The sequence below is a fragment of the Pseudomonas sp. B1-22 genome (assembly GCF_050474425.1).
Taxonomy (GTDB): Bacteria; Pseudomonadota; Gammaproteobacteria; order Pseudomonadales; family Pseudomonadaceae; genus Pseudomonas.
This window is the reverse complement of record NZ_JBCHVH010000005.1, coordinates 192,090-217,864: the sequence shown is the minus strand read 5'-3', so window position 1 is coordinate 217,864 and position 25,775 is coordinate 192,090. Positions and strand designations below refer to the sequence as shown.

The following is a 25,775-nucleotide window of genomic DNA, read 5'->3' as shown; positions in this document are numbered from 1 at the left end:
GATCGGAGCGGGGGATTACCTTCACCCCAGCCCTGGCTACGCGCCCCGCTCAGAGGGAGAGGGGCGGATCGGTGTTTCGGTGGTGGTGCGGAGCGGTGGCTCTTCTGTAGGAGCGAGCTTGCTCGCGAACAAATTTCCCGGCAGCTCCGGAGTGAAGCGGGTTCGCGAGCAAGAACTGGGCGTCCCCCTCGGTCCTACGAAAAGCAGCGCGTTACTCGCACTTCGGTCCGGGCGTCCAGGGTTGGGTGGGGACGTTCGGGTCGAGTCTGCTTTCGTATTCGGGGTTGCCCAGCACCTTCAGGTATTCCACCAGCGCCCAGCGCTCCTCCGGGCTGAGGGCGCGGCCGATGGCGCCGTCCTTGCGGCAGCCGTCGCGGAATTCGTGGCCGCCGTTGCTGTTGCCGGTGATGCTGGTCTTGTAGAGGAAGCCGCCGGGGAAGCGCTCGGTGCGGTAGCCGGCGTATTTGGGGTCGTACTCGAAGCTGCCGACCCAGAACTGTTTGTCGCGCTCGGCCGCCGGGGAGAGCAGTTGGAACAGGTTGGGCACCGAGCCGTTGTGCAGGAAGGGCGGGGTAGCCCAGATGCCGTCCAGCGGACGGGCCTTGTAGGCGCGCAGTTCCTGTACGCCGATGGGCAGGCCGTAGCCGTTCATTTCCTTCTGCTGTTCTTCGCCGATGTGGGCGTCGCGGTAGGCGCGCTGTTCGACGAAAGCGGTGACGTAGGCCAGGCCCTTGGCGGCGGAGATCTTCGACAGGTCCAGCGGTTGCTCGCTCTGCGGGTAGAGGTGGACGTTCATGCCCTGCAGCTCTTCGGCCTTGAGCTTCAGCGGGCGGATGTCGAAGCTGTGGTCGGCGATGTTGTCGGCGGTGGTCGGGTCGGTGCCGACTTCTTTGGTGGGGACCAGCTTCATGCGCCACTCGGGCACGCGGGCCGGGGCGATGTAGTCCTTGGCGCCGGGCTCCTTCACGTGCGGGCCATGGCAGTAGACGCAGTTGGCCTGGAACAGGGCGCGGCCCTGGGAGGCCTTGGCCAGGTCGATCTCGCCGAAGACCTCCTTCGGCCAGGTCGGCGGCTTGAGCTGCTTGAGGGTTTCCTCGAGGGTGTAGAGGTCGCGCAGGCGCACGCTGGAGGCGTAGCGCTCGTCGCCCATCACCGGTGTGCCGTCGCTCTCGAACAGGCGCAGGGTGGCGCCGACGCCGAGGGCTTCGCCGATGTTGCGGGCCATGGGCTGCATGGCCGAGCCGTTCCACTGCACCCAGTCGAATTTCCAGATGTCCCACACCTGCGGGTAGTTCACCGGGGCGTTGGCGACGCGGTAGTTGGAGGCGTCGATGCCATCGCCGAACACGCTGTTGGCGATGCGCCCGAAGGCGTCGGCGCGGCCGGGGCCTTCCTGGGTCGGGTAGAGGCCACGGTGGGTGTCGTTCCAGGCAGTGGAGACGAGGGTGCCGAGCACGTTGCGCACGTCGCGCTTGAGCGCGGCCTTGCCCTTGGGATAGCGGTCGCCCAGCACGCCCTTGGCGAAGCGGTCGAACTTCCACGGCACGTAGTAGGTGGCCGCAAGGCTGGCGCCCAGCGCCTGGCCGAAGGCGCCGCCGCGCAGGGTGGGCACGGTGGAGGCGATGGAGTGCATGGCCGCGCCGCCGTCGATGCGGATGGCGGTGCCTTTGTAGCGCAGCTCGCCGGTGTGGCAGGCGGAGCAGGTGATGTCCAAGTACCAGGCGCCGGTCTCGCCGTCCTGGTGGCGGGCGAAGCCGACCGGCAGGTTGCCAGGGTTTTTCGGATTGGCGGCCTTGGTGTCGTCGGCATCGCGGCCGATCTGCTCGGGCTCGATGAGGAAGCCGAAGCGCGCGAGGTTTTCCGGGCTGGCGAACTTGTCCCTGGAGAAGGGCTGCTCCAGGTGGGTGAACCAGTCGTACCGCAGGCCTTTAACCTGGGTGCCCTGGGGCGTGTAGTAGTAGGTTTCGCGGTCCGCCTGGGTCCACTGGTCGAGGTGGATCATCTTTTCCGGCGGACTGTACTGCGGCAGGTTGGGATGGGCGGTGTACCAGGCGATGAGGCCGCCGATCAGAAGAAGCAGGAACAGGACTGCAAGTAGGACGCGGCCAACAATGCGCATCGAAACTTCCTTGTTTTAAGTGCGAAATGGACTTGGACGTTTATGCCAAGTGTGGGACGGATTGGCAAGGTGATGGCGCGCGGGGTTCAGGGTTTTTCGAGGTCGTCGGCCTGGTCCGGGGGCTAGTGGCCGGGGCGCAGGTCAAGCAGCAGGCTGAGACTCAGCAGTACGCCAATCAGCACGCCGACCAGGCAGGCGATGATCAGCGGACGACGCAGGCTGCGGCTGTCGTCTTCATCGTCGGGCAGGCGGGCGCGGATGGCGGGCCAGAGTTCGTCCGGCGGCGGCAGTTCGGGCCAGGGTTCGTCGCCGGGCTCGGGCGGCGGACGTTCGGCAAGCTGGTAGAGCAGGGCGGCCATCCAGTCCAGCGCGGCGCTGCGGGTGGGGTGGTAACGGTCGCCGTCGGTCCAGATGTGCAGGAAGGTGTCGACGAACAGGGCGTCCGCCTCGTCCTGCCGTGGCCGCAGGCGTAGCGCCAGTGGGTACAGGCGCGGGGCGGTGCAGCGGTAGAGCGTGGCGAAGGCGCGCAGGTCGCCGTCGCCGCTCTCGGCAAGCAGGTGGCTGAGGAAGTTTTCTTCGTCCTGGTCGATGCGGCCCTCCGGCGGTGACGCGGCGAGCGAGGCGGCTGGAGAGTAAGGATAGTTGGTGGGGATTTTCGTGGCGGCGCGCACATTGCTCCCCTGTAGGAGCGGGCCATGCCCGCGATCGCGCGCATGGCGCGCTCCTACAGGTTGAGCTTCGGTGTATGGGCTTTTGTAGGAGCGGAGCTTCTCCGCGAAATCCCGGCGCAGCCGGGACCGTCGTCATGGCGATTGCACCGGCCTGGCGGCCGGATCGCGGAGAAGCTCCGCTCCTACGGGAGCAAGAGCTCCTGACCCATCGGCTTAGATCACATCCTCGAACGGCAGCCCCACATAGTTCTCCGCAATGGTCGTGCGCCCGGCCTCGGAGCCGACGAAGTAGTCCAGCTCGGTCTCCAGCATGCGCCGGGTGAAGGCGTCGTTCTCGGGGAAGTGGTGCAGCATCGAGGTCATCCACCAGGAGAAGCGCTCGGCCTTCCAGATGCGTCGCAGGGCGATAGGCGAGTATTGCTCCAGCAGCTCGGTCCGGCCTTCGCCGTAGACCTTCACCAGGATGCGGTACAGGGTGTTCACGTCGCTGGCGGCGAGGTTCAGGCCCTTGGCGCCGGTGGGCGGGACGATGTGGCCGGCGTCGCCGACCAGGAACAGGCGGCCGTAGTGCAGCGGCTCCACCACGAAGCTGCGCAGCGGGGCGATGCTCTTCTCCAGCGAGGGACCGGTGATCAGCTGGCGCGCGGCGTCCTCGGGGATGCGGCGCTTGAGCTCGTCCCAGAAGCGCTCGTCGGACCAGTCTTCCACCTTCTCGTCCAACCCTACCTGCAGGTAGTAGCGGCTGCGGGTGGCGGAGCGCTGGCTGCACAGGCTGAAACCGCGCTCGCTGCTGGCGTAGATCAGTTCGTGGTTGACCGGCGGGGTGTCGCTGAGCAGGCCGAGCCAGCCGAACGGGTAGACGCGCTCGAAGATGCTCAGGCGCTCGGCCGGGATGGTGCGCCGCGCCACACCGTGGAAGCCGTCGCAGCCGGCGATGTAGTCACAGTCCAGGCGCACCTGCTCGCCCTGGTGGGTGAAGGTGACGTAGGGCTTTTCGCTGGTGACGTCGTGCAGTTCCACGTCGGCCGCTTCGTACACGCTCAGGGCGCCGCTGGCGGCGCGGACCTGCATCAGGTCGCGGGTCACTTCGGTCTGGCCATAGACCATCACCTGCTTGCCGCCGGTCAGGCCCTTGAGGTCGATGCGCTCGCGGCGGCCGTTGAGCACCAGTTCGAAACCGTCATGAACCAGCCCTTCGGCGTCCATGCGTTCGCCCGCGCCGGCTTCGCGCAGCAGGTCGGCGGTGGTCTGTTCGAGCACCCCGGCGCGGATGCGGCCGAGTACGTAGTCGGGAGTCTGGCGTTCGAGGATGACGGTGTCGATGCCAGCCTTGTGCAGCAGCTGGCCGAGCAGGAGGCCGGACGGGCCGGCGCCGATGATGGCGACCTGGGTTTTCATGAGGAAGGTCCTTTTGAATGGCCTATTGTTTTTGTTACCTGCATTTTTTGTGGATCGGATTGGGCTTTGAAGGTAATTTCCAACAGTCTTCTTGGACTTTTCATGGATGTGTTCGGTGATCGAACAAGCGCGCGGCAATCCGGTTCCGGTATTTCGCCTGTATGGCGAGACCACCGCGTGGCCGACGCCGGACCTGATCCACTGCGAATCCATCGCCTCGCGCAGCCGCTTGCACGACTGGGAAATCCGCCCGCACCGCCACGGTGATCTGGTGCAACTGCTCTATGTGCAGTCAGGCGAGGCGGAGCTGGAGGTGGAGGGGCAGGTGATGCCGGTCCGCGAGGCGTCGCTGCAGGTCACGCCGGCGCTGGCGGTGCACGGTTTCCGCTTCGCCGAGGATGTGCAGGGCTGGGTGCTGAGCATGGGCCTGCCGCTGGCCGAACAGCTCGGCCGCCTGCTGGAGAGCACGGTGCTGGAGCAGCCGGCGTGCTTCGCCGTGGGCGAGGGCAAGCGCCATCTGGACGCACTGTTCGAGTCCATCGACCGTGAGTACGCCGGGCACGCGCCGGGCCGCGACCTGATGCTGCAATCGCTGCTCAACATGCTGCTGGTCTGGCTCAGTCGCCGCTCGCTGGAGCAGACCCATGCCGAGGCCAGCCAGCAGGATCGGGGCATCGAGCATGTGCAGGCCTTTGCCCGCCTGCTGGAGCAGGACTTCCGCGAACATCGGCCCATCGAGCACTACGCGGCGAAGCTGGGTATCAGCGCCGCGCATCTGAATGCGCTGTGCCGGCGCCTGGCCGGGCAGTCGGCGTTGCAGATGATCCACCAGCGCCTGCTGCTGGAGGCCAAGCGCCATCTGGTGTACACCACCCTGACCGTGCAGCAGGTGTCGGACAGCCTGGGCTTCTCCGAGCCCGCTTACTTCTCCCGATTCTTCAAGCGCTACGCCGGGGTTTCGCCCCGTGCCTTCCGCGATAAGCGTTGAGCCACCATGAATATCGATTCGCGTATCAAGTTCCGCCACCTGGTGTGTTTCCTCGAAGTGGCCCGGCAGGGCAGCCTGGCCCGCGCGGCGGATGTGCTCGCGGTGAGCCAGCCGGCCATCTCGAAGACGCTCAAGGAGCTGGAGGACCTGCTCGAAGCCAGCCTGTTCGAGCGCGGCAAGAGCGGCGCCAGCCTGACCGAGGCGGGCGTGGCCTTCCTGCGTTACGCCGGGCCCTGCGTGCAGGCGCTGCGCGACGGGGTCAACAGCCTGCGCGGCGGCGAATACGCCTCCAGCACGGTACGCCTGGGCGTGCTCTCCACCGTGGAAAGCCTGCTGATGCCGGAAGTGGTGCGGCGCCTGCATGAGCGCCATCCGGCGCTGGTGGTCAGCGTGGTCACCGGGCCGAGCGCGCATCTGCTGTCGCAACTGCGGGTCGGCGAGCTGGACCTGGTGGTCGGCCGGATGACCGAGAGTCCGCAGATTCAGGGCCTGGCCTTCGAGCACCTCTATAGCGAGTCCATGACCCTGGTGGCCCGCGCCGGCCATCCGCTGGTGGGCCGCCCGCTGCCGCCTTCTGCGCTGGACGACTGGCCCCTGGTGCTGCCGCTGGCCGGTACCACCATCCGCAAGTCCGCCGACAGCCTGCTGGTGCAGAGCGGCCTCGGCCAGCCGCGCCAGAGGCTGGAGACGCTCTCCACCGTGCTCAGCCGCCGTTATGTATTGACCAGCGACGCGCTGTGGATCGCCCCGCTGGATTCGGTGCGCCTGGACCTGCGCAACGGCGAGATGGTCGAGCTGCCGCTGGACGTGCAGGAGCCCGGCGGTTCTGTGGGCCTGTGCAGCAACTCGACGCTGCCGCTGTCCCTCGGCGCGCACTGGTGCCTGGAGGTGTTGCGCGAGGTGGGCGAGGCGTACCGCGAGGGGGCTTATCCATAACCATTTGGTTATGGATTGCGGGCATCTTTTCAGTTTTCGGCACCGGACTTGCGGGCGACACTCGCCGCACTGCCTGATGCAACAGGCTCCTATAAATCCAACAACAGGAGACCGACATGTCCGATGCGGAAAATAGCCGCTTCGTCATTCGTGACCGAAACTGGCACCCCAAAGCCCTCACGCGCGACTACAAGACCTCCATCGCCCGTTCCCCGCGCCAGGCGCTGGTGAGCATTCCGCAGTCGGTCTCCGAAACCAGCGGCCCTGACTTCTCGCACCTGAAGATGGGCGAGCACGACAACGACCTGCTGCTGAACTTCAACAACGGTGGCCTGCCGATCGGCGAGCGCATCCTGATTTCCGGCCGGGTCATGGACCAGTACGGCAAGCCCGTCCCGCACACCCTGGTGGAGATGTGGCAGGCCAACGCCGGTGGCCGCTACCGCCACAAGAATGACCGTTACCTGGCGCCGCTGGACCCGAACTTCGGCGGTGTCGGCCGCGCGCTGACCGACAGCGAAGGGCGTTACATCTTCCGCACCATCAAGCCTGGTCCGTATCCCTGGGGCAACGGCCCGAACGACTGGCGCCCGGCGCACGTGCACTTTTCCATCAGCGGTCCGTCGATCTCCACGCGCCTGATCACCCAGCTGTACTTCGAGGGTGACCCGCTGATCCCGATGTGCCCCATCGTCAAGTCCATTGCCAACCCGGACGCGGTACAGACGCTGATCGCCAAGCTCGACATGAGCAACGCTAACCCCATGGACTGCCTGGCCTACCGCTTCGACATCGTGCTGCGCGGCCAGCGCAAGACCCATTTCGAGAACAAGTGAGGAGGACCGACCATGCCTATCGAACTGCTGCCGGAAACCCCTTCGCAGACTGCCGGCCCCTACGTGCACATCGGCCTTGCCCTGGCCGCCGCCGGCAACCCGGCCCGTGACCAGGAAATCTGGAGCGAAATGGCCAAGCCCGGCGCGCCCGGCGAGCACATCCTGCTGGTCGGCCACGTCTACGACGGCAACGGCCACCTGATCCGCGATTCCTTCCTGGAGCTGTGGCAGGCCAACCATGAAGGCGTGTACGACAGCGCCTACGACCTGGAAAAGCCCTTCAATGGCTTCGGGCGCACGGCGACGACCTTCGACGCCGGCGAATGGCAGGTGCGCACCGTCAAGCCCGGCGTGGTGAAGAACGCCGCCGGCGTGCCCATGGCGCCGCACATCAATGTTTCGCTGTTCGCCCGCGGCATCAATATCCATCTGCAGACGCGCATCTACTTCGAGGATGAGGCAGAGGCCAACGCGGCGGACCCGGTGCTCAACCGCATCGAGCAGCCCGAACGTCGGCAGACACTGATCGCCAAGCGCTGCGAGCTGGACGGGAGGCTCGCTTACCGCTTTGATATCCGCGTCCAGGGTGATGCGGAAACGGTGTTCTTTGACTTTTGATACTGAAATATCCGCCGAAGCGGTCGCCGACCGTGTTCGGCGGCACTTCACCGCCGCGCTCGACGAGCGCGGCTATCGTGCGGACGAAGCCCAGCTGACGGCGGTGGATCACCTCGCCAGCTGGCTCGACGATTTTCTCGCCGGCCGTCACGGCTTCCTGCGCAAGCCGGTGGCGGGCGTCTACCTGTGGGGCGGTGTAGGGCGGGGCAAGAGCTTCGTCATGGACCACTTCTTCGCCGCCGCGCCGATCCAGGCCAAGCGCCGCGTGCACTTCCATGCCTTCCTGCAGGAATTGCAAGGGCGCATGCTGGCGATCACCGGCCAGTCCGACCCGCTGGTGCGGGTGGCCCGCGCCATCGCCGAGGAAACCCGGCTGCTGTGCTTCGACGAGTTCCACGTCCACGACATCGGCGACGCCATGCTCCTGGGGCGCATGCTCAAGGTGCTGGTGGACGAGGGCGTGGGACTGGTCTGCACCTCCAACTACGAGCCGGAAAATCTCTGCCCGAACCCGCTGTACCGCGAGCGCTTCCGCCCGGCCATCGAGCTGATCGAAAAGCGCTTCGAGGTGATTTCGGTGGATGCTGGCCAGGACTACCGCGAGCACAGCACCTCGTTGGAGGAGTGGGGCAGCTTCCTCTGGCCGGCGCGTCCTGATGATCTGGAGCTGATCGGCTCCCGTCTGGGCCTGGCGGCGGACGCGAAGTTCGATGAGGTGCTCAGCGTCAACCACCACCCGCTGAAGGTGCATGCCCACGACGATCACTGTGCGTGGATGGATTTCAGCGAAATGTTCGAACGCCCGCGCTCGGCCAGCGATTACCTGTGGCTGATCGAGCACTTCCCACGCATGGCCGTCAGCGGCCTCGGCCCGCTGGCAGACTACCCGCCGGATGTGAGCATGCGTTTCCTCAATTTCATCGACATTGCCTACGACCGCCAGTTGCGGTTGCAGCTGTTCGCCTCGGTTTCGCTGGAGGAACTGGCGGCGGGTGGGGCGGCGGTGGACTTCGCGCGGACGTTGAGCCGGTTGCGGCAGTTGAAGCTGGAGCCGCTCGGCTGAGTGGCGGCCTGGCCTCCCTGTAGGAGCGGAATCCGTCCGCGATTAGCCCCGGCGCGAGATCGATCGCGGACAGAGTCCGCTCCTACGCTATCCGAAACATCGGATTCAACCTGTAGGAGCGGGCCATGCCCGCGACCGCGCGCATGGCGCGCTCCTATAGGGAGCGGCAAGCTCCGTTCGATAATCGGTCAGTTCAGTTGCGATAATCGCTCAGCCGTATCGATAATCGCCCGGAGCCTGTCTGCCTGGAACCACAAGAAATGACCGACGCCCCCCGTGCCAGCCTGCCGCCCCTCGCGCCGCCGATCATCGCTTCGCCCGCCAAGCGCATCGAGGCCTTCACCGGTGACCCGAACTTCATGACCTCGCTGGCGCGCGGCCTGGCAGTGATCCATGCCTTTCAGGAGCGCAAGCGCCACCTGACCATCGCGCAGATCAGCCACCGTACCGAGATTCCCCGCGCCGCCGTGCGCCGCTGCCTGCATACGCTGATGAAGCTGGGCTACGTCACCTCCGACGGGCGCACCTATTCGCTGTTGCCCAAGGTGCTGACCCTCGGCCACGCCTACCTGTCGTCCACGCCGCTGGCGGTCACCGCCCAGCCGATCCTCGACCGTCTCAGCGAGCAGCTGCACGAGGCCTGCTCGATGGCGACCCTGGAAGGCGACGAAATCCTCTATATCGCTCGTTCCGCGACGCCGCAGCGCCTGATCTCCGTGGACCTCAGCGTCGGCAGCCGGCTGCCGGCCTACTGCACCTCCATGGGCCGCATCCTGCTTGCCGGCCTGGATGACCAGGCGCTGGAGGACTACCTGTCTCACGCCGACCTGCAGGTGAAGACCAGCCGCACCGTGCACACCCCGGAGATGCTCCGCGCGAGCATTGCCGAGATCCGCCAGCAGGGCTGGGTGATCATCGACCAGGAGCTGGAGGTCGGCCTGCGCTCCATCGCCGTGCCGCTGAAGGATTCCGCCGGCCAGGTGCTGGCCGCGCTGAACGTTGGCACCCACGCCGGGCGGGTGTCGCGCCAGGAGCTGGAGACGCGCTTCCTGCCGGTGCTGCTGGAGGCCAGCCGCGAGCTGGGCACCCGGCTGTTCCATTGAGCGGCGGCATGCCTCCTCGGAGGTATGCGCGGTGGCGCCGCAGGGGTGGCGCGGCGCCGTACTGATCCACGGCAACGAAAGCGCCGGGCGGCCAACCTAGACTCCGGGACCGCCCCCATCCCCGCGAAAGGAGTCACCCATGCACGTGGACATCGCCATCGTCGGCGCCGGCCCCGCCGGGCTGTGCCTGGCCCGCTCGCTGTCCGGCAACGGCCTGTCGATCCAGCTGATCGAACGCCAGCCGCTGGCGAGCCTCGCCGAGCCGGCCGAGGACGGCCGCGAGATCGCCCTGACCCATGCCTCCCGCGCCGAACTGCAGCGCTTGGGCATGTGGTCACGCATCGATCCGCAGGAGATTTCGCCACTGCGCGATGCCCAGGTACTCAACGGTCCGTCACTGTTCGCCCTGCGTATCGAGGCGGGGCAGGCTGGCGCCGAGCAACTGGGCTACTTCGTTTCCAACCAGGTGATTCGCCGCGTGGCCTTCGATGCGGTGCACGAGTGCCCGGACGTGTCGCTCGTCTGTGGCAGGGCGCTGCGCTCGCTGCAAATGGAGCGCGACGGCGTGCGACTGACGCTGGATGACGACAGTGTTGTGCATGCGCGCCTGCTGGTCGCCGCCGACAGCCGCTTCTCCGAAACGCGGCGGATGCTCGGCATCGGCGCGGGCATGGAGGATTTCGGCAAGACCATGATGGTCTGCCGCATGGCCCACGAGCGGCCGCACCACAACGTGGCCTGGGAGTGGTTCGGTTATGGCCAGACCCTGGCGTTGTTGCCGATCAATGGCGATCGTTCCTCGGTGGTGCTGACCCTGCCGCAGCGCGAGATGGCGCCGTTGCTGGAGCTGGACGAAGCGGCCTTCGCCCATGAGATGGAGCGGCGTTTCGACCGTCGCCTGGGGGCGATGCAACTGCTTGGTCCGCGCCACAGCTACCCGTTGGTGGGTGTCTTCGCCGACCGCTTCGCCGGCCCGCGCAGCGCGTTGATCGGCGATGCCGCCGTCGGCATGCACCCGGTCACCGCCCATGGTTTCAACTTCGGTTTGCAGAGCCAGCGCCGCCTCGCTGCGGAAGTGCTGGCCACCCACAGGCGCGGCGGCGACATCGGCGGTGCCTGGTCGCTGCGCCGTTACGCCACGGCCCACCGCCTGGCGACCTGGCCGCTGTACCAGGCCACGCGCCTGATCGTCGGCATGTACACCGATCCGCGTCCGCCGGTGCGCCTGCTGCGCAACGCCGGCCTGCGCCTGGCACAGGGCCTGCCGCCGCTGCGGCAGGTGATTGCGCGGCATCTGGCGCAGGGGGTGTGACGGAGAGTAGGGCGTATAACGTTCGACGTTATACGTCGTTTGACCTCGATTTCCGGGCGCTCCGAATTTGGTTGCGGCGCGCATGGGGAGGCGAGGTATATCGGCGTACAACCGCGAACGGTTGTACGCCCTACGTCTTCCGGAGTTTCCCTGTTGGGATGGGTGTGGCTGCGATGGATTTCGCGGACAAGGTCCGCTCCTACGGGGCGTCCGGCTGTCGTAGGAGCGGACTCCGTCCGCGATCAGCCTCGCTGTGGCGCCTATCGCGGACAGAGTCCGCTCCTACAAGAGCTATCCGCGATGACAGTCGGCCCGGCAGAAAGAACGATCCAGCCGCCATCAGAGCGGCCCCTCCTGCGTGCGCAATCCATAACAATCCGATCCAGGGGGAACCATGGCTATCACTTCCAGCGACATCTGCGCCGCGGCCGATGGCCTGTGCGGTTTTGTCGGCTACAACCGCAAGACGGGCAAGTACATCGTGCGCTTCAGCGAGGACTCCTTCGGCATGGATGTGGTCGAGGACAGCATCCGGCCGGCCTGCGAGTTCGTCTGGACGCGGCGCGCCGGCGATGTCATGACCCTGAGTCGCGAGTGCCTGGAAATCCTCGCGGCGCAGAACATCAATGACCGCCTCAACTTCAGCGAAGCGCTGCTCACTTACCTGCGTCGTACCGATCTGCCGGAAATCGCAGCAGAACGGCGCCCGAAGTAAGCCGGTTCGCCGAGGCGGTCGGTTGCACCGGCCGGCCTCGCATCCCTCTGGGTAGTCCCTTGCGAAGCGACCAGGCTCAGGGGCGGGCGCTGGGTCCGTCTGCTTCCCGATCCCGCAAGCGCCTCCGCGAGCGCAACCCACGCACCCTGGCCTATGCTGTTCAGGTTCGCCTTTCGTTGAGGTGCAACCTTTCCGCCTTGTGGGTTATACCTTTGTCTCATCCGCCTGTCGGAGCGCCCCATCGGGTGATCGGCGCCAGAGCCCGGCGCGCCTTGTTGGTGCATTGAATTTCCGGGTGTCGAGAAGGATGGGAAAGAGTGGTTGCACCTGGTTGCACCTTTGTGGGCGGCGGTTTAACCTTGCGCGGCTTTGCACGCTCCAAACTTTAACAATAGGACGACCCATGGCCACCACTACCCTCGGCGTGAAGCTCGACGACGCCACCCGTGAACGTCTCAAGCTCGCCGCCCAGCAGCTCGACCGCACCCCGCACTGGCTGATCAAGCAGGCGATCTTCACGTACCTGGAACAGGTCGAGGGTGGGCTGACTCCCGCCGAGCACTCCGGGCTGGCCGCCGCCGCAGGCGAAGAATCCGTGGACTCGCTGAGCGAGCAGGGCCTGCAGGTCTTCCTTGATTTCGCCGAAAGCATCCTGCCGCAGTCGGTGCTGCGCGCCGCTATCACCTCGGCCTACCGCCGCCCGGAAACCGAGGCGCTGCCGATGCTGCTGGACCTGGCCCGCCTGCCGAAAGAGCAGGCCGATGCCGCCAACAAGATGGCCCTGGGCATCGCCGAGAAGCTGCGCAACCAGAAGAACGCCGGTGGCCGCCAGGGCCTGGTGCAGGGGCTGCTGCAGGAGTTCTCCCTGTCGTCCCAGGAAGGCGTGGCGCTGATGTGCCTGGCCGAAGCCCTGCTGCGTATCCCGGACAAGGCCACCCGTGACGCGCTGATCCGCGACAAGATCAGCAACGGCAACTGGAGCCAGCACCTGGGCCAGAGCCCGTCGATGTTCGTCAATGCCGCCTCCTGGGGCCTGCTGATCACCGGCAAGCTGGTGTCGACCCATACCGAGGCCGGCATGTCCTCGGCGCTCAACCGCATCATCGGCAAGTCCGGCGAGCCGCTGATCCGCAAGGGCGTGGACATGGCCATGCGCCTGATGGGCGAGCAGTTCGTCACCGGCGAGACCATCGCCGAGGCGCTGGCCAATGCCGCCACCATGGAATCCAAGGGCTTCCGCTATTCCTACGACATGCTCGGCGAAGCTGCGCTGACCGACGAAGACGCCAAGCGTTACCTGGCGTCCTACGAGCAGGCCATCCATGCCATCGGCAAGGCCTCCCACGGCCGCGGCATCTACGAAGGCCCGGGCATCTCGATCAAGCTCTCCGCGCTGCACCCGCGCTACAGCCGTGCCCAGTACGACCGCGTGATGGACGAGCTGTACCCGACCGTGCTCGGCCTGGTGAAGATGGCCCGCGACTACGACATCGGCATCAACATCGACGCCGAGGAAGCCGACCGCCTGGAAATCTCCCTGGACCTGCTGGAGCGCCTGTGCTTCGAGCCGTCGCTGGCCGGCTGGAACGGCATCGGCTTCGTCATCCAGGCCTACCAGAAGCGCTGCCCGTACGTGATCGACTACGTGATCGACCTGGCCAAGCGCAGCCGCCACCGCCTGATGATCCGTCTGGTGAAGGGCGCCTACTGGGACAGCGAGATCAAGATGGCCCAGGTCAACGGCCTGGAAGGCTATCCGGTCTATACCCGCAAGCCGTACACCGACGTTTCCTACCTGGCCTGCGCGCGCAAGCTGCTGGCCGTGCCGGAAGCTATCTACCCGCAGTTCGCCACCCACAACGCCCACTCGCTGTCGGCCATCTACAACCTCGCCGGGCAGAACTATTACCCGGGCCAGTACGAGTTCCAGTGCCTGCACGGCATGGGCGAGCCGTTGTACGAGCAGGTGGTGGGCAAGGTCGCCGACGGCAAGTTCAACCGTCCGTGCCGCATCTACGCGCCGGTGGGCAGCCATGAAACCCTGCTGGCCTACCTGGTGCGCCGCCTGCTGGAAAACGGCGCCAACACCTCCTTCGTCAACCGCATCGCCGACCACAGCATCTCCCTCAAGGACCTGGTGCTGGACCCGGTGCTGCAGGTCGAGCAGATGGCCGCGCAGGAAGGCACCCTGGGTCTGCCGCACCCGCGCATTCCGCTGCCGCGCGAGCTGTACGGCGAGTCGCGCCTGAACTCCGCCGGCATCGACCTGGCCAACGAACACCGCCTGGGTTCGCTGTCCTCGGCGCTGCTGTCGAGCACCAACCAGGCCTACCTGGCCGCGCCGATCCTCGGTCTGGTCGATGCCGCGCCGGGCGAGCCGCAGCCGGTACGCAACCCGGCCGACCTGCGCGACGTGGTGGGCCATGTGCGCGAGGCCAGCGAAGCCGACGTCAACAACGCCATTCTCGGCGCGCTGTCCAGCGCGCAGATCTGGCAGTCCACCCAGCCGGCCGAGCGCGGCGCCATCCTGCAACGCGCCGCCGACCTGATGGAAGCCGAAATCCAGTCGCTGATGGGCGTGCTGGTGCGCGAATCGGGCAAGACCTTCGCCAACGCCATCGCCGAAGTGCGCGAGGCGGTGGACTTCCTGCGCTACTACGGCGCCCAGGCCAGCACCCATTTCGCCAACGACAGCCACCGCCCGCTGGGCCCGGTGGTGTGCATCAGCCCGTGGAACTTCCCGCTGGCGATCTTCAGCGGCCAGGTGGCCGCCGCCCTGGCCGCCGGCAACACCGTGCTGGCCAAGCCGGCCGAGCAGACTCCGCTGATCGCCGCGCAAGCCGTGCGCATCCTGCTGGAAGCCGGCGTGCCGGCCGGCGCCGTGCAGCTGCTGCCGGGCCGTGGCGAAACCGTCGGTGCCCGTCTCGTCGGTGACGAGCGCGTGCGTGGCGTGATGTTCACCGGTTCCACCGAAGTGGCCGGCATCCTCCAGCGCAACATCGCCGGCCGCCTGGACGCCCAGGGCCGCACCATCCCGCTGATCGCCGAAACCGGCGGCCTCAACGCCATGATCGTCGACTCCTCGGCGCTGGCCGAGCAGGTGGTGGTGGACGTGGTCAACTCCGCCTTCGACAGCGCCGGCCAGCGCTGCTCGGCCCTGCGCGTGCTGTGTGTGCAGGACGACGTGGCGGACCGCGTGATTGCCATGCTCAAGGGCGCCATGGCCGAGTACCGCGTCGGTGCGCCTGAGCGCCTGCACACCGACATCGGTCCGGTGATCGACGAGGAAGCCAAGGGCAATATCGACAAGCATATCCAGACCATGCGCGACAAAGGCCGCAAGGTGTTCCAGAGCGCCCGCGTGGATGCCGAGGAGATCAAGCGCGGCACCTTCGTCGTGCCGACCCTGATCGAGCTGGACAGCTTCAGCGAGCTCAAGCGTGAAATCTTCGGCCCGGTGCTGCACGTGGTGCGCTACCAGCGCGCCGAACTGGACCAGCTGCTGCAGCAGATCAATGATTCCGGCTACGGCCTGACCCTCGGCGTGCACACCCGCATCGACGAGACCATCGCCCAGGTGGTGGAGAGCGCCCACGTCGGCAACCTCTACGTGAACCGCAACGTGGTCGGCGCCGTGGTCGGCGTGCAGCCGTTCGGCGGTGAGGGTCTGTCCGGCACCGGCCCGAAGGCGGGCGGCCCGCTGTACCTGTACCGCCTGTTGTCGACCCGTCCGCAGGATGCGGTGGCCAAACAGCTGCAGGGCGATGGCGCGCAGGCGATCGCTCGTCCGGCCGAGGCGAGCAAGGCGGTGGAGGCGCTGACCCAGTGGGCCGGCCAGAACGAACCGGCGCTGGCCGCGCTGATCGCCGGCTATGCTGAGCTGTCGCAGAGCTACACCGTGCAGGTGCTGATCGGCCCGACCGGCGAGCGCAACACCTACAGCCTGCTGCCGCGCGAACATGTGCTGTGCCTGGCCGAGGATCGCGCCGACCTGCTGGCGCAACTGGCCGCCGTGCTGTCCGTGGGCAGCCGCGCGCTGGTCCTGCAGGCGCAGAGCGAGCTGGTCACCAGCCTGCCGAAGGAGGTGCAGAAGCGCATCGACCTGATCGCCGACTGGGCGGCCACCGACAGTGCCTTCGACGCCATCCTGCACCACGGCGATTCCGATCAGCTGCGTGCCGTCTGCGAGCAGGCGTCCAAGCGCAAGGGCGCCATCGTCGGTGTTACCGGGCTGAATCGTGGGGAGACCGACATTCCGCTGGAACGCCTGCTGATCGAGCGCGCCCTGAGCGTCAACACCGCCGCCGCCGGCGGCAACGCCAGCCTGATGACCATCGGCTGACGAATATGCCGGGAGCGCGCCTGACCGGTGCGCTTCCGGCGGCTTTCCGGCCGTCGATCGATGGCCAGCGGGCTGCCGGCCCTTCGGTGGAGCTATCCGCTCCGGGCAGTCCGTTTCCCTCGCGCAATCGCGCACTCCGTATCGGGCCTGGCGTCCGGCACAACGGCGAAGCTACCCGCTTCGCCGTTTTCTTTTGCAGTCGGGCAAGCCCTCGCACAAGACTTCATGTAGGAGCGGACTCTGTCCGCGATGGGTTTCCAGCTCATGCTGCGGGTGGCGAGGAGGGTTCGCGAGCAAGCTCGCTCCTACAGGTTTGTACTGATGCGCTCTTCGTAGGAGCGAGCTTGCTCGCGAACCAAGGGTGGTGGGGAAATGCAGGAACGGCGGCCGGGCTCGACTCAGGCCGCGGAACCCAGCGGCTCCCGACGGATCAGTTCACGCAGCGCCCGGCGCTCGGCTGGCGGCGTTGCCGCGCGGCGCAGGGCGAGGCTGCCATCGGCTTCGGTCACCGCGATTTCCGTTTCGAACTGCAGTTGCAGCTCGTCCAGGGTGATGTAGGTGATGCGGTAGGCCTCGTCGACGCGGTTCATGATCGGCAACTCGATGTGGGAGGGCGCAGGCCCGATGGCGGAATAATCTCGCCGGGTGGGCTAGGGTTGAAGTGAATGGCAGTGATGGTGAACATCACGACGGACGATGGTGCCGGCGAGATTTTCCGGCACTTGTCATGCAGGACGGGTATCCTTCTCGGGCGTGTCCAGACGGCCACGCTGACTTACAACTGGAGCAGTGACATGAGCCGCGACAAGCAGCTTTTCCCGGACGACGAAATCGGCGACGCCCTGTGGGCCCTGCAGGAGGACGGCGAGGACCTCTCCCTCGAACACGAGGTGGAGTTCGCGGTGATCTTCCCGGACGAACAATCGGCCCTGGACTTCGCCATCATGCTGCTGCAGAACGGGCAGAAAGTGGCTTACTCGGAATACGACGGCAATGACCAGCTGCCCTGGCAGGTCCTGGCCTACCCGGTGATGGAGCTCAGCCACGAGCACATCAGCGGCTACGCTGCGCTGCTGTCCGAGCACTCCGCCGACCTGGGCGGCCAGCTGGACGGCTGGTCGGCGCTCTGAGCGGCCGATGCTCGATGAAAAGCGGCCTCTTGCAGGCAGTGTGAAAGCGCACTGACTGCAGGCCACACCAACGCCCCGACAGGTTCGGGGCGTTGGCGTTTCTGGGGGCGCGACTAGCCGGCGCGCAGCAGCAGGAACCCCCACAGCACCAGCATCAGCCCTGACATGCGGCTGAGCCAGGCGCCGCCTGGCAGATACTTCTCCAGCAGCACATAGGCGCCGATCAAGGCGACCCAGAGCAGGTTCATCAGTCCCACGACGAACAGCACCCCCATCAGTGCCCAGCAGCAGCCCAGGCAATACAGCCCATGGGCCAGCCCCATGCGCCATGCGCCGGATGGGCCGGGCCGCCAGTAAGCCAGCAGGAACTGCAGGGGCGACTGGCAATGACGCAGGCAAGCGCGCTTGGCGGGCAGTAGCTGATAGATGCCGGCGCCCAGCAGGAATGCCGCTCCCAGCCACGGTTTCTGGCTGCGCATCTCCAGGCTGAGCAGGGCCTGTTGGTCCAGTAGCCATTGCAGCAGCGTGGCGGCCAGGCTGAAGCCGCCCCAGACCAGCAGGTAGGCGCCGCAGAAGAGCAGCAGCGCCAGGTTGCGCTGGTCGGCGGGAAGCCGCTGGCGAAGAGTGTGCTGATACAGCAGGAACATTGGCGTGGCGCTGGGGAGCATCATGCCGACCATCATGATGCTCCACATGGCGAACATCAGCAGGGCGTCGCGGAATGTCCACGGCATCGGCATGCCTGCCATGGCCATCTCCAGCATGCTTCCGGAGGTGGCCATGCGCCGCGCAAGGTCCAGCAGGAATAACCATGCGACCAAGGTAAGGACGGACAGCAGCAACACCAGCAATGCCGATTGCCGGCTCAACCAACGGTATGCCGCGCGGGGGGCGGAGCTGGACTCCGACACCGTCAGCGCACCACGCCCTCTCCGGTGAATCGCAGGTGGGCGAAGTGCCCGTGACCGCCTTGCGAGCTGATCCTGATGCCGCCCTGCGTGTCGAAGCTGCCGCTGCCCATTTCCGCCTCGGTGAACTCGAAGCCATCGGGCAGCGTCAGGCGGGCCCGTTGTGGCTCGCCAGTAACCGGGTTGCGAATGGGTTCGCCGGTGACCTCGAGCACATCCGGGATGCGGACTTGCGCGCTGCGTTCATCGACGTCGATCGTCATTTCGATAGGGACGAAGCGAGGCTCGAGGACTTCGGACAGGGTGGTGCTGAATACCTGGAACACCGTGGCGCCCGGCAAGCTTTCCGCGCCCGACAGGATGGTCAGCAGGGCGGCGCGTTGCTCCGGGGTGGCGCGCTCTTCGATGAAGACCTGGCAGCGGCCATTGCCTTCATGGATGGCGCCGGGCCAGGCGAAGGTGCCAACCCAGCAGAGCCCATCAAGTACCTGGTCCTCGAAGTGCCCCTTGTCGATTCGCATGCTCACCACCGCTTCGCACTTGCCGTGGGTGGGTGGCGAACTGAATTGGCACGGGCAACCCCAGTTGCAGTTACAGGATGCAAACTCGACGCCTTCGAGGCGCCAGTCGGCCATGGCCATGGCGCACCTCCTCATCTAGTGAGCTGGAATGGGAACTGCCCTCATTAATAACGCTAGCAGACGCCCTGTGCGCCGAAGCGGCTGCCGACCAGGGGTGCAGGGGGAGGCCGCCCTCGGTCGCCTGTCAAGCAGGCACTCGTTGGCGATGGCCGGACTGGCGGTCGGGGGAGGCTATCGTGGCGTTGCCGGAGGGCTCCGCGAGGCGGCTGTCACTCCGGCAGCGGCTGCTTGCGCGCCACCTGGCGCAGCGCCTGTTCGTAGTAGTCCACGCTCTGCGCGCCGGAGATCAGCTGGCGGCCATTGAGGATCACCGCCGGTACGGCGCGGATGCCGTGGTTGGTATAGAAGTCCTCTTCGGCTATCACTGCGTCGGCAAAGGCGTCGCTGTCGAGAACTTCCCGCGCCCGTACGGCGTCCAGGCCGACGCTGACGGCCACGTCCAGCAGTACTTCCGCATCGCTCGGGTCGCGCCCCTCGCCGAAGTAGGCGTGCAGCAGGGCCTGCTTGAGGGCGACGTCGCGATGCGATTCCGCTGCCCAGTGCAGCAGGCGGTGGGCGTCGAAGGTGTTGTAGATGCGGTTGCGCTTCTTCAGGTCGAAGTGCACGCCGACTTCCTCGCCCATGGCGCGCAGGTGCTCCTGGTTGCGGGCGATTTCCTCGGCGCTGCTGCCGTACTTGCGCTGCAGGTGCTCCACCAGGTCCTCGCCCTCGGCGGGCATGTCGGCGTTGAGCTCGAAGGGGTTGATGTGCAGTTCCACGGTCAGCTCATCGTCCACGCGGCGGATGGCCTCCAGCAAACCGTTCAGGCCAATGGCGCACCAGGGGCAGACCACGTCGGAGACGAAATCTATGGTGATGCTGTCGCTCATGGTGGCGATCTCCGGCAAATGGGCATGGTTCAAGGATGGACCCGGAAGGGGGTTCGAATCCAGTGGCGAGCCTTCAGGGCGGAGCTGTTGTTTAAGTCATTTCTCTAATGATTTTATAACTATATGATTTTTATAGAGTTAATTTTCTTGAGAAATAACTTTATCCAGAGTGGCGCTCCCAGGTGACTCTCGACGGCGGCAAAGGCCCATGGCCAGGGGCTCTTGAGGCTGCCGGGGTAATTGCGGCGGGCCGCACGATGGTTATGTAAAGCATTAAATTGGCTTAATAACTATATGATATTTAGGGATTATTTTTGTTTTATTCAATGCGCCTCGCCCCGGGGCCTGCGCGGCGATCCCGGCATGTCCCGACGGGGCGATGTCCGCATGCATGGAGGATGCGAATGGCCATCCTGATCACCGCATACACGCAGCCGGTCGGACGGTCGGGCTCGCCATGTCCTGTCACTGGAATTGCCACGAAGACGCGCTACCTTGAGCCTGTTGTGCGCAGAAATTTCTGACGCCGCACTTCCTTCCGCCGTCCCCGCGCAGGCAACGGACCCGCAGCTGCAGGCCCGGCAGTCAACCAGCAGATACGGAGCACGCCATGGCTCGCACCACGCCCATCGAGCTTTACCGCAATATCGGCATCGTCGCCCACGTCGACGCCGGCAAGACCACGACCACCGAGCGCATCCTGTTTTACACCGGGGTGAACCACAAGATGGGCGAGGTGCACGACGGCGCGGCAACCATGGACTGGATGGTGCAGGAGCAAGAGCGCGGAATCACCATCACCTCGGCGGCCACCACGGCGTTCTGGCAGGGCTCGACCAAGCAGTACGACCACAAGTACCGCTTCAACATCATCGATACCCCCGGCCACGTGGACTTCACCATCGAGGTGGAGCGCTCCCTGCGGGTGCTCGACGGCGCGGTGGTGGTGTTCAGCGGCGCCGACGGCGTCGAGCCGCAGTCCGAGACCGTGTGGCGCCAGGCCAACAAGTACCACGTGCCGCGCCTGGCCTACGTGAACAAGATGGACCGCCAGGGCGCCGACTTCCTGCGCGTGGTCAATCAGATCAAGCAGCGCCTGGGGCACACCCCGGTGCCGATCCAGCTTGCCATCGGCGCGGAGGAAAATTTCGCCGGACAGATCGATCTGGTGAAGATGAAGGCCATCGTCTGGAACGACGCCGACCAGGGCACCAGTTACACCGAGGAGCCGATCCCTGCCGAGCTGCAGGCGCTGGCGGAGGAGTGGCGCTCGCACATGGTTGAAGCCGCCGCCGAGGCCAACGAGGAACTGATGAACAAGTACCTCGAAGGCGAGGAGCTGACCATCGAGGAGATCAAGGCCGGCCTGCGCCAGCGCACCCTGGCCAACGAGATCGTCCCGGCGGTGCTGGGCTCATCCTTCAAGAACAAGGGCGTGCCGCTGGTGCTCGACGCGGTCATCGACTACCTGCCGGCGCCGTCGGAAATCCCGGCGATCAACGGCACCGATCCGGACGACGAAGAGAAGCACCTGGAGCGCCACGCCGACGACAGCGAGCCGTTCTCCGCGCTGGCCTTCAAGATCGCCACCGACCCCTTCGTCGGCACACTGACCTTCGCCCGCGTGTATTCCGGCGTGCTCAGCAGCGGTGATGCCGTGCTCAACTCGGTGAAGACCAGGAAGGAGCGCGTCGGGCGGATGGTGCAGATGCACGCCAACCAGCGCGAGGAGATCAAGGAATGCCGCGCCGGCGACATCGCCGCGCTGATCGGCATGAAGGACGTCACCACCGGCGACACGCTGTGCGCCATCGACAAGCCGATCATCCTCGAACGCATGGACTTCCCCGATCCGGTGATCTCGGTGGCCGTGGAGCCCAAGACCAAGGCCGACCAGGAGAAGATGGGCATCGCCCTGTCCAAGCTGGCCCAGGAAGACCCCTCGTTCCGCGTGAAGACCGACGAGGAGACCGGGCAGACCATCATTTCCGGCATGGGCGAGCTGCACCTGGACATCATCGTCGACCGCATGCGCCGCGAGTTCAACGTCGAGGCCAACATCGGCAAGCCGCAGGTGGCCTACCGCGAGGCGATCCGCAAGAAGTGCGAGATCGAGGGCAAGTTCGTCCGCCAGTCCGGTGGGCGCGGCCAGTTCGGCCACTGCTGGATTCGCTTCGAGCCGGGCGAGGAAGGCAAGGACGGCCTGGAGTTCGTCAACGAGGTGGTGGGCGGCGTGATCCCTCGCGAGTTCATCCCGGCGATCCAGAAAGGCATCGAGGAACAGATGCAGAATGGCGTGCTCGCCGGTTACCCGCTGATCGGCCTGAAGGCCTCGGTGTTCGACGGCTCCTACCACGACGTGGACTCCAGCGAGATGGCGTTCAAGATCGCCGCCTCCATGGCCACCAAGCAGCTCTCGCAGAAGGGCGGTGCGGTGCTGCTGGAGCCGGTGATGAAGGTCGAGGTGGTGACGCCGGAGGATTACATGGGCGACGTGATGGGCGACTTGAACCGCCGGCGCGGGCTGATCCAGGGCATGGAAGACACCCCAGCGGGCAAGGTGATCCGCGCGGAAGTGCCGCTGGGCGAGATGTTCGGCTATGCCACCGATGTGCGCTCGATGTCTCAGGGGCGGGCGAGCTATTCGATGGAGTTCACCAAGTATGCCGAGGCGCCGGCGAATATCGCCGAGGCGATCATCAAGAAGGCCAATGGGTGATGTTTCCCTGAACTGACAACGGCGCCTGCGGGCGCCGTTGTTCATTGTGGGGAGCGGCTGTCGTAGGAGCGGACTTTGTCCGCGATGCTTTTGCTCTTGTTTGGTTTGGGCGTGTCTGCGCCGCTTCGGCGTGTGCTGAGAGATTTTGTTTCGCCCCCTCGGGCGACCCACTTTGGCAAACGACCCAAAGTGGGCAAAGGTCTTGCCCCATCATCCGGCCCCGGCTTCGCCGGGGTTCCCTCCTTCCATCGAAGTTTCAGGGGCCCGCCGCGAAGGGCCATCCCTGGCCCATCGCGGCTCTCGCGGCATCCATGCCGCTCACCCCCTGAAACTCCGATTCCACTCGGCCTCCTGAAGGGGCGCTCCGGTGCGTGCGGAGATTTCTCTGGAAGTCTTCAGAGCAAAAAGCCAAAGCCGGAGATATGGGCTCTTCGTAGGAGCGAGCTTGCTCGCGAACCGCACGGCACGGCATTCCCCAGTAGGAGAGACGTGGGCGCCTAGCCCTTGTCCGCGAATCTTCCAGAGCGCAGGGCGCTCCCGGCGTGCGCAGTCATACGGTGATCGGGTACAAAATCCTGCGGTTTCGGTGCCGGGGCGGGATTTCGCGGACAAAGTCCGCTCCTACGCGAGCACGCATAGTCCGCGCGGAATACGCACAAAAAAGCCCGGCATTGCGCCGGGCTTTTCTTCAGCTGCGATACAGCACCGGCCGCCGCAGGTGCACATAGCTGTACCCCTCGCGTGCCAGGGCGATGCGTTGCGGGTCCAGTTCGGCCACCAGCAGTTCTTCGCCGTGCTTGGCCTGGGTCATCACCTGGCCATCCGGTGCAACGATGCAGCTCAGGCCGCAGTATTCCAGTTCGCCTTCAGGGCCTGCGTAGTTGGCGTAGGCGAGGAATACCTGGTTCTCGTAGGCGCGGGTGGGCACCAGTACCTGGGCGACGAATTCGTAGGGGCGCATGTTGGCGGTGGGCACCAGCACCAGGTCGGCTCCAGCCATCGCCAGGCTGCGTACGTTTTCCGGGAATTCCACGTCGAAGCAGATCAGCAGGCCGATCTTCCAGCCGTCCAGTTCGAAGATCGCCGGCGGGATGTCGGAGGCGCTGAACTGGGTGCGGTCGAGGTCGCCGTAGAGGTGGGTCTTGCGGTAGTTGGCACGGCGCTCGCCGTGGCGGTCGATCAGCTGCACGCTGTTGAAGATGGCACCGCCGGCGTCACGTTCGGGGTAGCCGTAGAGAATGCCGATATTGTGCTGACGGGCGACCTCGGCGATGCGTGCGGCCGAGGGGCCGTCGCTGGCTTCGGCCAGTTCGGCGACGCGCTGGGCGCCGATGTTGTAGCCGCTGAGGAACATTTCCGGCAGGACCAGCAGGTCCGCGCCGCTCTGCACCGCCTGCCGGGCGGCCTGTTCGAGGCGGCGCAGGTTGCCGGCGACGTCGTCGGGGCCGGGTTGGCACTGGTAGAGGGCCAGGTACATGGTGCTCTCCTTCGAAACACGCAAGGCCGGGATCAGGCAGTGTGCACCCGATCCCGGCCTCGCGCGAGCCGCTGTTCAGTCAATGCAGGGGAGTGGCGGGGATCAGTCCGGCAGTTCCATCGGGCCGAGTTCGGCGAAGCGGTCGCCCGGGCCGGGGTTCTCCGGATGGGTGGCGCCGCCGAAGTGCTTCATGATGCCCCACACGGCGTTGAGCGAGGTCTGCACCGCGCCTTCCACCCAGGCCGGGGTCCAGGACACGTCGTCACCGGCGATGAAGATGCCGCGCTGCTCGGCGGGCATTTCGTCCTGCATGAAGTGCGCGTACATGCGCTGGTTGTAGCGGTAGTGGCCCGGCAGCGCGCCCTTGAAGGCGCCGAGGAAGTGCGGGTCGGCCTCCCAGGAAACGGTGATCGGGTTGCCGATGACGTGGCTGGCGATGTCGACCTTCGGGTAGACCTTCTTCAGCGCATCCAGAGCCAGCTGCACGCGCTTCTCCACCGGGTGCGGCAGCATCTTCATGGCGTCGCTCATCCAGGAATAGGACAGGCAGATCACCCCCGGCTTGTCGTCGCCGTTGTCGAACAGGTAGGTGCCGCGGGTGAGGCGGTCGGTGAGGGTCATGCTCATCACGTCGCGGCCGGTTTCCGGGTCCTTGTCCTTCCAGAACGGGCGGTCGACCATCACGAAGGTCTTCGACGACTGCATGTAGCGGGTGCGGTCCAGGGCCATCCACATCTTCTGCGAGAACAGCGCTTCCTCGCACTCGATCTGGGTGGTCAGCAGCCAGGTCTGGCAGGTCGCCAGCACGGCCGCGTAGTGGCGGGTGTCGCCCCAGTAGTCGGTGACGGCGAAGGTGCCGTCGGCGGCGCGGGCGATCTTCTTCACGCCCGGACGCGGCGCGCCATTGTGCAGCGAGGCCAGGGAGGTGCCGGCCGGCCAGTGCGCGCACTTCTCCGGCACGTGGCTCCAGATGCCGCGCGGCACCTGCTCGACGCCGCCGACCACCAGGTGCTGGTGGTCGTCGCAGTTGGTCATCACCACGCGGAAGATTTCCAGCATGGAGTTGGGGAAGTCGGAGTCCCAGCCGCCGGTGCCGAAGCCGACCTGGCCGAAGATTTCGCGATGACGGTAGGAGAGGCGCGAGAAGGCTTTCGAGGTGGCGACGAAGTCGTAGAAGGTGCGGTCGTCCCACTTGGGCACCAATTCGTCCCACAGGGCCTTCAGCTTGACGGTGTCGCGCTCGCGGATGGCGTCCTGGATCTCGGAGAAGCGTGCGCCGTCTTCCAGGGCGTCGGCCCAGGCCTGGGCGACTTCGCGGAAGATTTCCGGCAGGTCGTCGATCTTCTCGGCGTAGTGACTGGTGCCTTCCAGGTCGACCACGGTGCTGCCTGAGGCGGGCGTCAGCGGGTTGGGGAAGGGCTTGGTTTCCAGGCCGAGTTTGTCGACGTAGTGGTAGAAGGCGGTGCTGGACACCGGGAAGCGCATGCCGCCCAGCTCGGCGATGATGCCGTCGGCGCCTTCGAAGGTCTCCGAACGCAGGCGGCCGCCCATCTTCGAGGCTTCGTAGACCACGGGCTTCAAGCCCATCTTCATCAGCTCATAGGCCGCCACCAAGCCGGAAATGCCGGCGCCGACGATGGCCACTTCCTGGCCGTGCTTGTCAGCGGGGATGCTGCCCAGGCCGGCGGGATGCTCGATCCAGTCGTCGAAGGCGAAGGGGAAGTCCGGACCGAAGATGGTCACCGGTTTCTTGCCGGGGGTGTGGGGGTGGCGGTTCTTGTGCATTGGAAGTTCCCTTTTGTTCGGCATGCCGGTTTTGATCAACCAGCTTGGCAAGGCTTTTCGCGGCCCGCAGGGGCCAGTCGATGGATGGCGCGCGGGCAAAGAAATGGCGAGCCGTGTGGGCTCGCCTTGGCGCCCACTATTACAA

20 protein-coding genes are annotated in these 25,775 nt (G+C 66.0%); 11 read left to right on the top strand and 9 right to left on the bottom strand.

Annotation, left to right across the window (positions count from 1 at the left end; genetic code table 11):
* Positions 1 to 211: 211 nt before the first annotated feature.
* The 3 genes from ACQ5BL_RS20030 to pobA form a co-directional block, all read right to left on the bottom strand.
* Entirely contained in the window at positions 212 to 2,119 is a 1,908-nt protein-coding gene (locus ACQ5BL_RS20030) for a c-type cytochrome (RefSeq protein WP_243809023.1), read from the bottom strand.
* 122 nt (positions 2,120 to 2,241) lie between these two features.
* Positions 2,242 to 2,790, bottom strand: coding sequence for a hypothetical protein (locus tag ACQ5BL_RS20025; RefSeq protein ID WP_243809024.1), 549 nt, complete (start codon positions 2,788 to 2,790; stop codon positions 2,242 to 2,244).
* A 213-nt stretch (positions 2,791 to 3,003) separates the two neighbouring features.
* Entirely contained in the window at positions 3,004 to 4,188 is a 1,185-nt protein-coding gene (gene pobA / locus ACQ5BL_RS20020) for a 4-hydroxybenzoate 3-monooxygenase (protein ID WP_243809025.1), read from the bottom strand.
* A 106-nt stretch (positions 4,189 to 4,294) separates the two neighbouring features.
* Between pobA and ACQ5BL_RS20015 the strand changes: the two genes are divergently transcribed.
* The 9 genes from ACQ5BL_RS20015 to putA all read left to right on the top strand — a co-directional run bounded on the left by ACQ5BL_RS20015 (position 4,295) and on the right by putA (position 16,101).
* Positions 4,295 to 5,176 carry a helix-turn-helix domain-containing protein gene (locus ACQ5BL_RS20015; RefSeq protein ID WP_243809026.1) on the top strand — a complete coding sequence of 294 codons (882 nt, stop codon included), beginning with the start codon at positions 4,295 to 4,297 and terminating at the stop codon, positions 5,174 to 5,176.
* A gap of 6 nt (positions 5,177 to 5,182) precedes the next feature.
* Positions 5,183 to 6,112 carry a pca operon transcription factor PcaQ gene (gene pcaQ, locus ACQ5BL_RS20010; protein ID WP_243809027.1) on the top strand — a complete coding sequence of 310 codons (930 nt, stop codon included), beginning with the start codon at positions 5,183 to 5,185 and terminating at the stop codon, positions 6,110 to 6,112.
* Positions 6,113 to 6,228: 116 nt separating this feature from the next.
* Positions 6,229 to 6,948: a protocatechuate 3,4-dioxygenase subunit beta gene (pcaH, locus tag ACQ5BL_RS20005; protein WP_243809028.1), complete on the top strand. Its 720-nt coding sequence runs from the start codon at positions 6,229 to 6,231 to the stop codon at positions 6,946 to 6,948.
* A gap of 12 nt (positions 6,949 to 6,960) precedes the next feature.
* The gene (gene pcaG / locus ACQ5BL_RS20000) at positions 6,961 to 7,566 is read left to right on the top strand and encodes a protocatechuate 3,4-dioxygenase subunit alpha (RefSeq protein WP_243809029.1); all 606 of its coding nucleotides are present in this window, start codon (positions 6,961 to 6,963) and stop codon (positions 7,564 to 7,566) included.
* Positions 7,556 to 8,629 carry a cell division protein ZapE gene (zapE, locus tag ACQ5BL_RS19995; protein ID WP_243809030.1) on the top strand — a complete coding sequence of 358 codons (1,074 nt, stop codon included), beginning with the start codon at positions 7,556 to 7,558 and terminating at the stop codon, positions 8,627 to 8,629. The genes pcaG and zapE overlap by 11 nt, the downstream gene beginning before the upstream one ends.
* A gap of 260 nt (positions 8,630 to 8,889) precedes the next feature.
* Positions 8,890 to 9,732, top strand: coding sequence for an IclR family transcriptional regulator (locus ACQ5BL_RS19990; RefSeq protein ID WP_207886891.1), 843 nt, complete (start codon positions 8,890 to 8,892; stop codon positions 9,730 to 9,732).
* Between the two features lie 139 nt (positions 9,733 to 9,871).
* The gene (gene ubiM / locus ACQ5BL_RS19985) at positions 9,872 to 11,044 is read left to right on the top strand and encodes a 5-demethoxyubiquinol-8 5-hydroxylase UbiM (protein WP_243809031.1); all 1,173 of its coding nucleotides are present in this window, start codon (positions 9,872 to 9,874) and stop codon (positions 11,042 to 11,044) included.
* Positions 11,045 to 11,438: 394 nt separating this feature from the next.
* Positions 11,439 to 11,759, top strand: a complete 321-nt coding sequence (locus ACQ5BL_RS19980) for a DUF2025 family protein (RefSeq protein ID WP_243809032.1) — start codon at positions 11,439 to 11,441, stop codon at positions 11,757 to 11,759.
* Between the two features lie 403 nt (positions 11,760 to 12,162).
* Positions 12,163 to 16,101 carry a trifunctional transcriptional regulator/proline dehydrogenase/L-glutamate gamma-semialdehyde dehydrogenase gene (gene putA / locus ACQ5BL_RS19975; protein WP_430293221.1) on the top strand — a complete coding sequence of 1,313 codons (3,939 nt, stop codon included), beginning with the start codon at positions 12,163 to 12,165 and terminating at the stop codon, positions 16,099 to 16,101.
* Positions 16,102 to 16,499: 398 nt separating this feature from the next.
* On the opposite strand, the gene ptrC is transcribed toward putA, so the two are convergent.
* On the bottom strand, positions 16,500 to 16,691 hold the full coding sequence (gene ptrC / locus ACQ5BL_RS19970) for a type III secretion system co-regulatory protein PtrC (RefSeq protein WP_243809033.1): 192 nt from the start codon (positions 16,689 to 16,691) through the stop codon (positions 16,500 to 16,502).
* 204 nt (positions 16,692 to 16,895) lie between these two features.
* Between ptrC and ACQ5BL_RS19965 the strand changes: the two genes are divergently transcribed.
* Positions 16,896 to 17,231 carry a ribonuclease E inhibitor RraB gene (locus tag ACQ5BL_RS19965; RefSeq protein WP_207886886.1) on the top strand — a complete coding sequence of 112 codons (336 nt, stop codon included), beginning with the start codon at positions 16,896 to 16,898 and terminating at the stop codon, positions 17,229 to 17,231.
* Between the two features lie 113 nt (positions 17,232 to 17,344).
* On the opposite strand, the gene ACQ5BL_RS19960 is transcribed toward ACQ5BL_RS19965, so the two are convergent.
* The 3 genes from ACQ5BL_RS19960 to ACQ5BL_RS19950 all read right to left on the bottom strand — a co-directional run bounded on the left by ACQ5BL_RS19960 (position 17,345) and on the right by ACQ5BL_RS19950 (position 19,649).
* Positions 17,345 to 18,013: a DUF2182 domain-containing protein gene (locus ACQ5BL_RS19960; RefSeq protein WP_243809034.1), complete on the bottom strand. Its 669-nt coding sequence runs from the start codon at positions 18,011 to 18,013 to the stop codon at positions 17,345 to 17,347.
* 131 nt (positions 18,014 to 18,144) lie between these two features.
* Positions 18,145 to 18,780: a DUF1326 domain-containing protein gene (locus ACQ5BL_RS19955; RefSeq protein WP_243809035.1), complete on the bottom strand. Its 636-nt coding sequence runs from the start codon at positions 18,778 to 18,780 to the stop codon at positions 18,145 to 18,147.
* 209 nt (positions 18,781 to 18,989) lie between these two features.
* Positions 18,990 to 19,649 (bottom strand): DsbA family oxidoreductase, encoded by a 660-nt coding sequence (locus tag ACQ5BL_RS19950; protein WP_243809036.1) that lies wholly within the window; start codon positions 19,647 to 19,649, stop codon positions 18,990 to 18,992.
* Positions 19,650 to 20,259: 610 nt separating this feature from the next.
* Between ACQ5BL_RS19950 and fusA the strand changes: the two genes are divergently transcribed.
* Positions 20,260 to 22,368 carry an elongation factor G gene (gene fusA, locus ACQ5BL_RS19945; protein ID WP_207886882.1) on the top strand — a complete coding sequence of 703 codons (2,109 nt, stop codon included), beginning with the start codon at positions 20,260 to 20,262 and terminating at the stop codon, positions 22,366 to 22,368.
* 688 nt (positions 22,369 to 23,056) lie between these two features.
* On the opposite strand, the gene ACQ5BL_RS19940 is transcribed toward fusA, so the two are convergent.
* Together ACQ5BL_RS19940 and ACQ5BL_RS19935 are read right to left on the bottom strand one after the other, a co-directional pair.
* Positions 23,057 to 23,845, bottom strand: a complete 789-nt coding sequence (locus ACQ5BL_RS19940) for a carbon-nitrogen hydrolase family protein (protein WP_243808293.1) — start codon at positions 23,843 to 23,845, stop codon at positions 23,057 to 23,059.
* A 102-nt stretch (positions 23,846 to 23,947) separates the two neighbouring features.
* Entirely contained in the window at positions 23,948 to 25,630 is a 1,683-nt protein-coding gene (locus tag ACQ5BL_RS19935; RefSeq protein WP_207886880.1) for a flavin monoamine oxidase family protein, read from the bottom strand.
* Positions 25,631 to 25,775 lie beyond the last annotated feature (145 nt).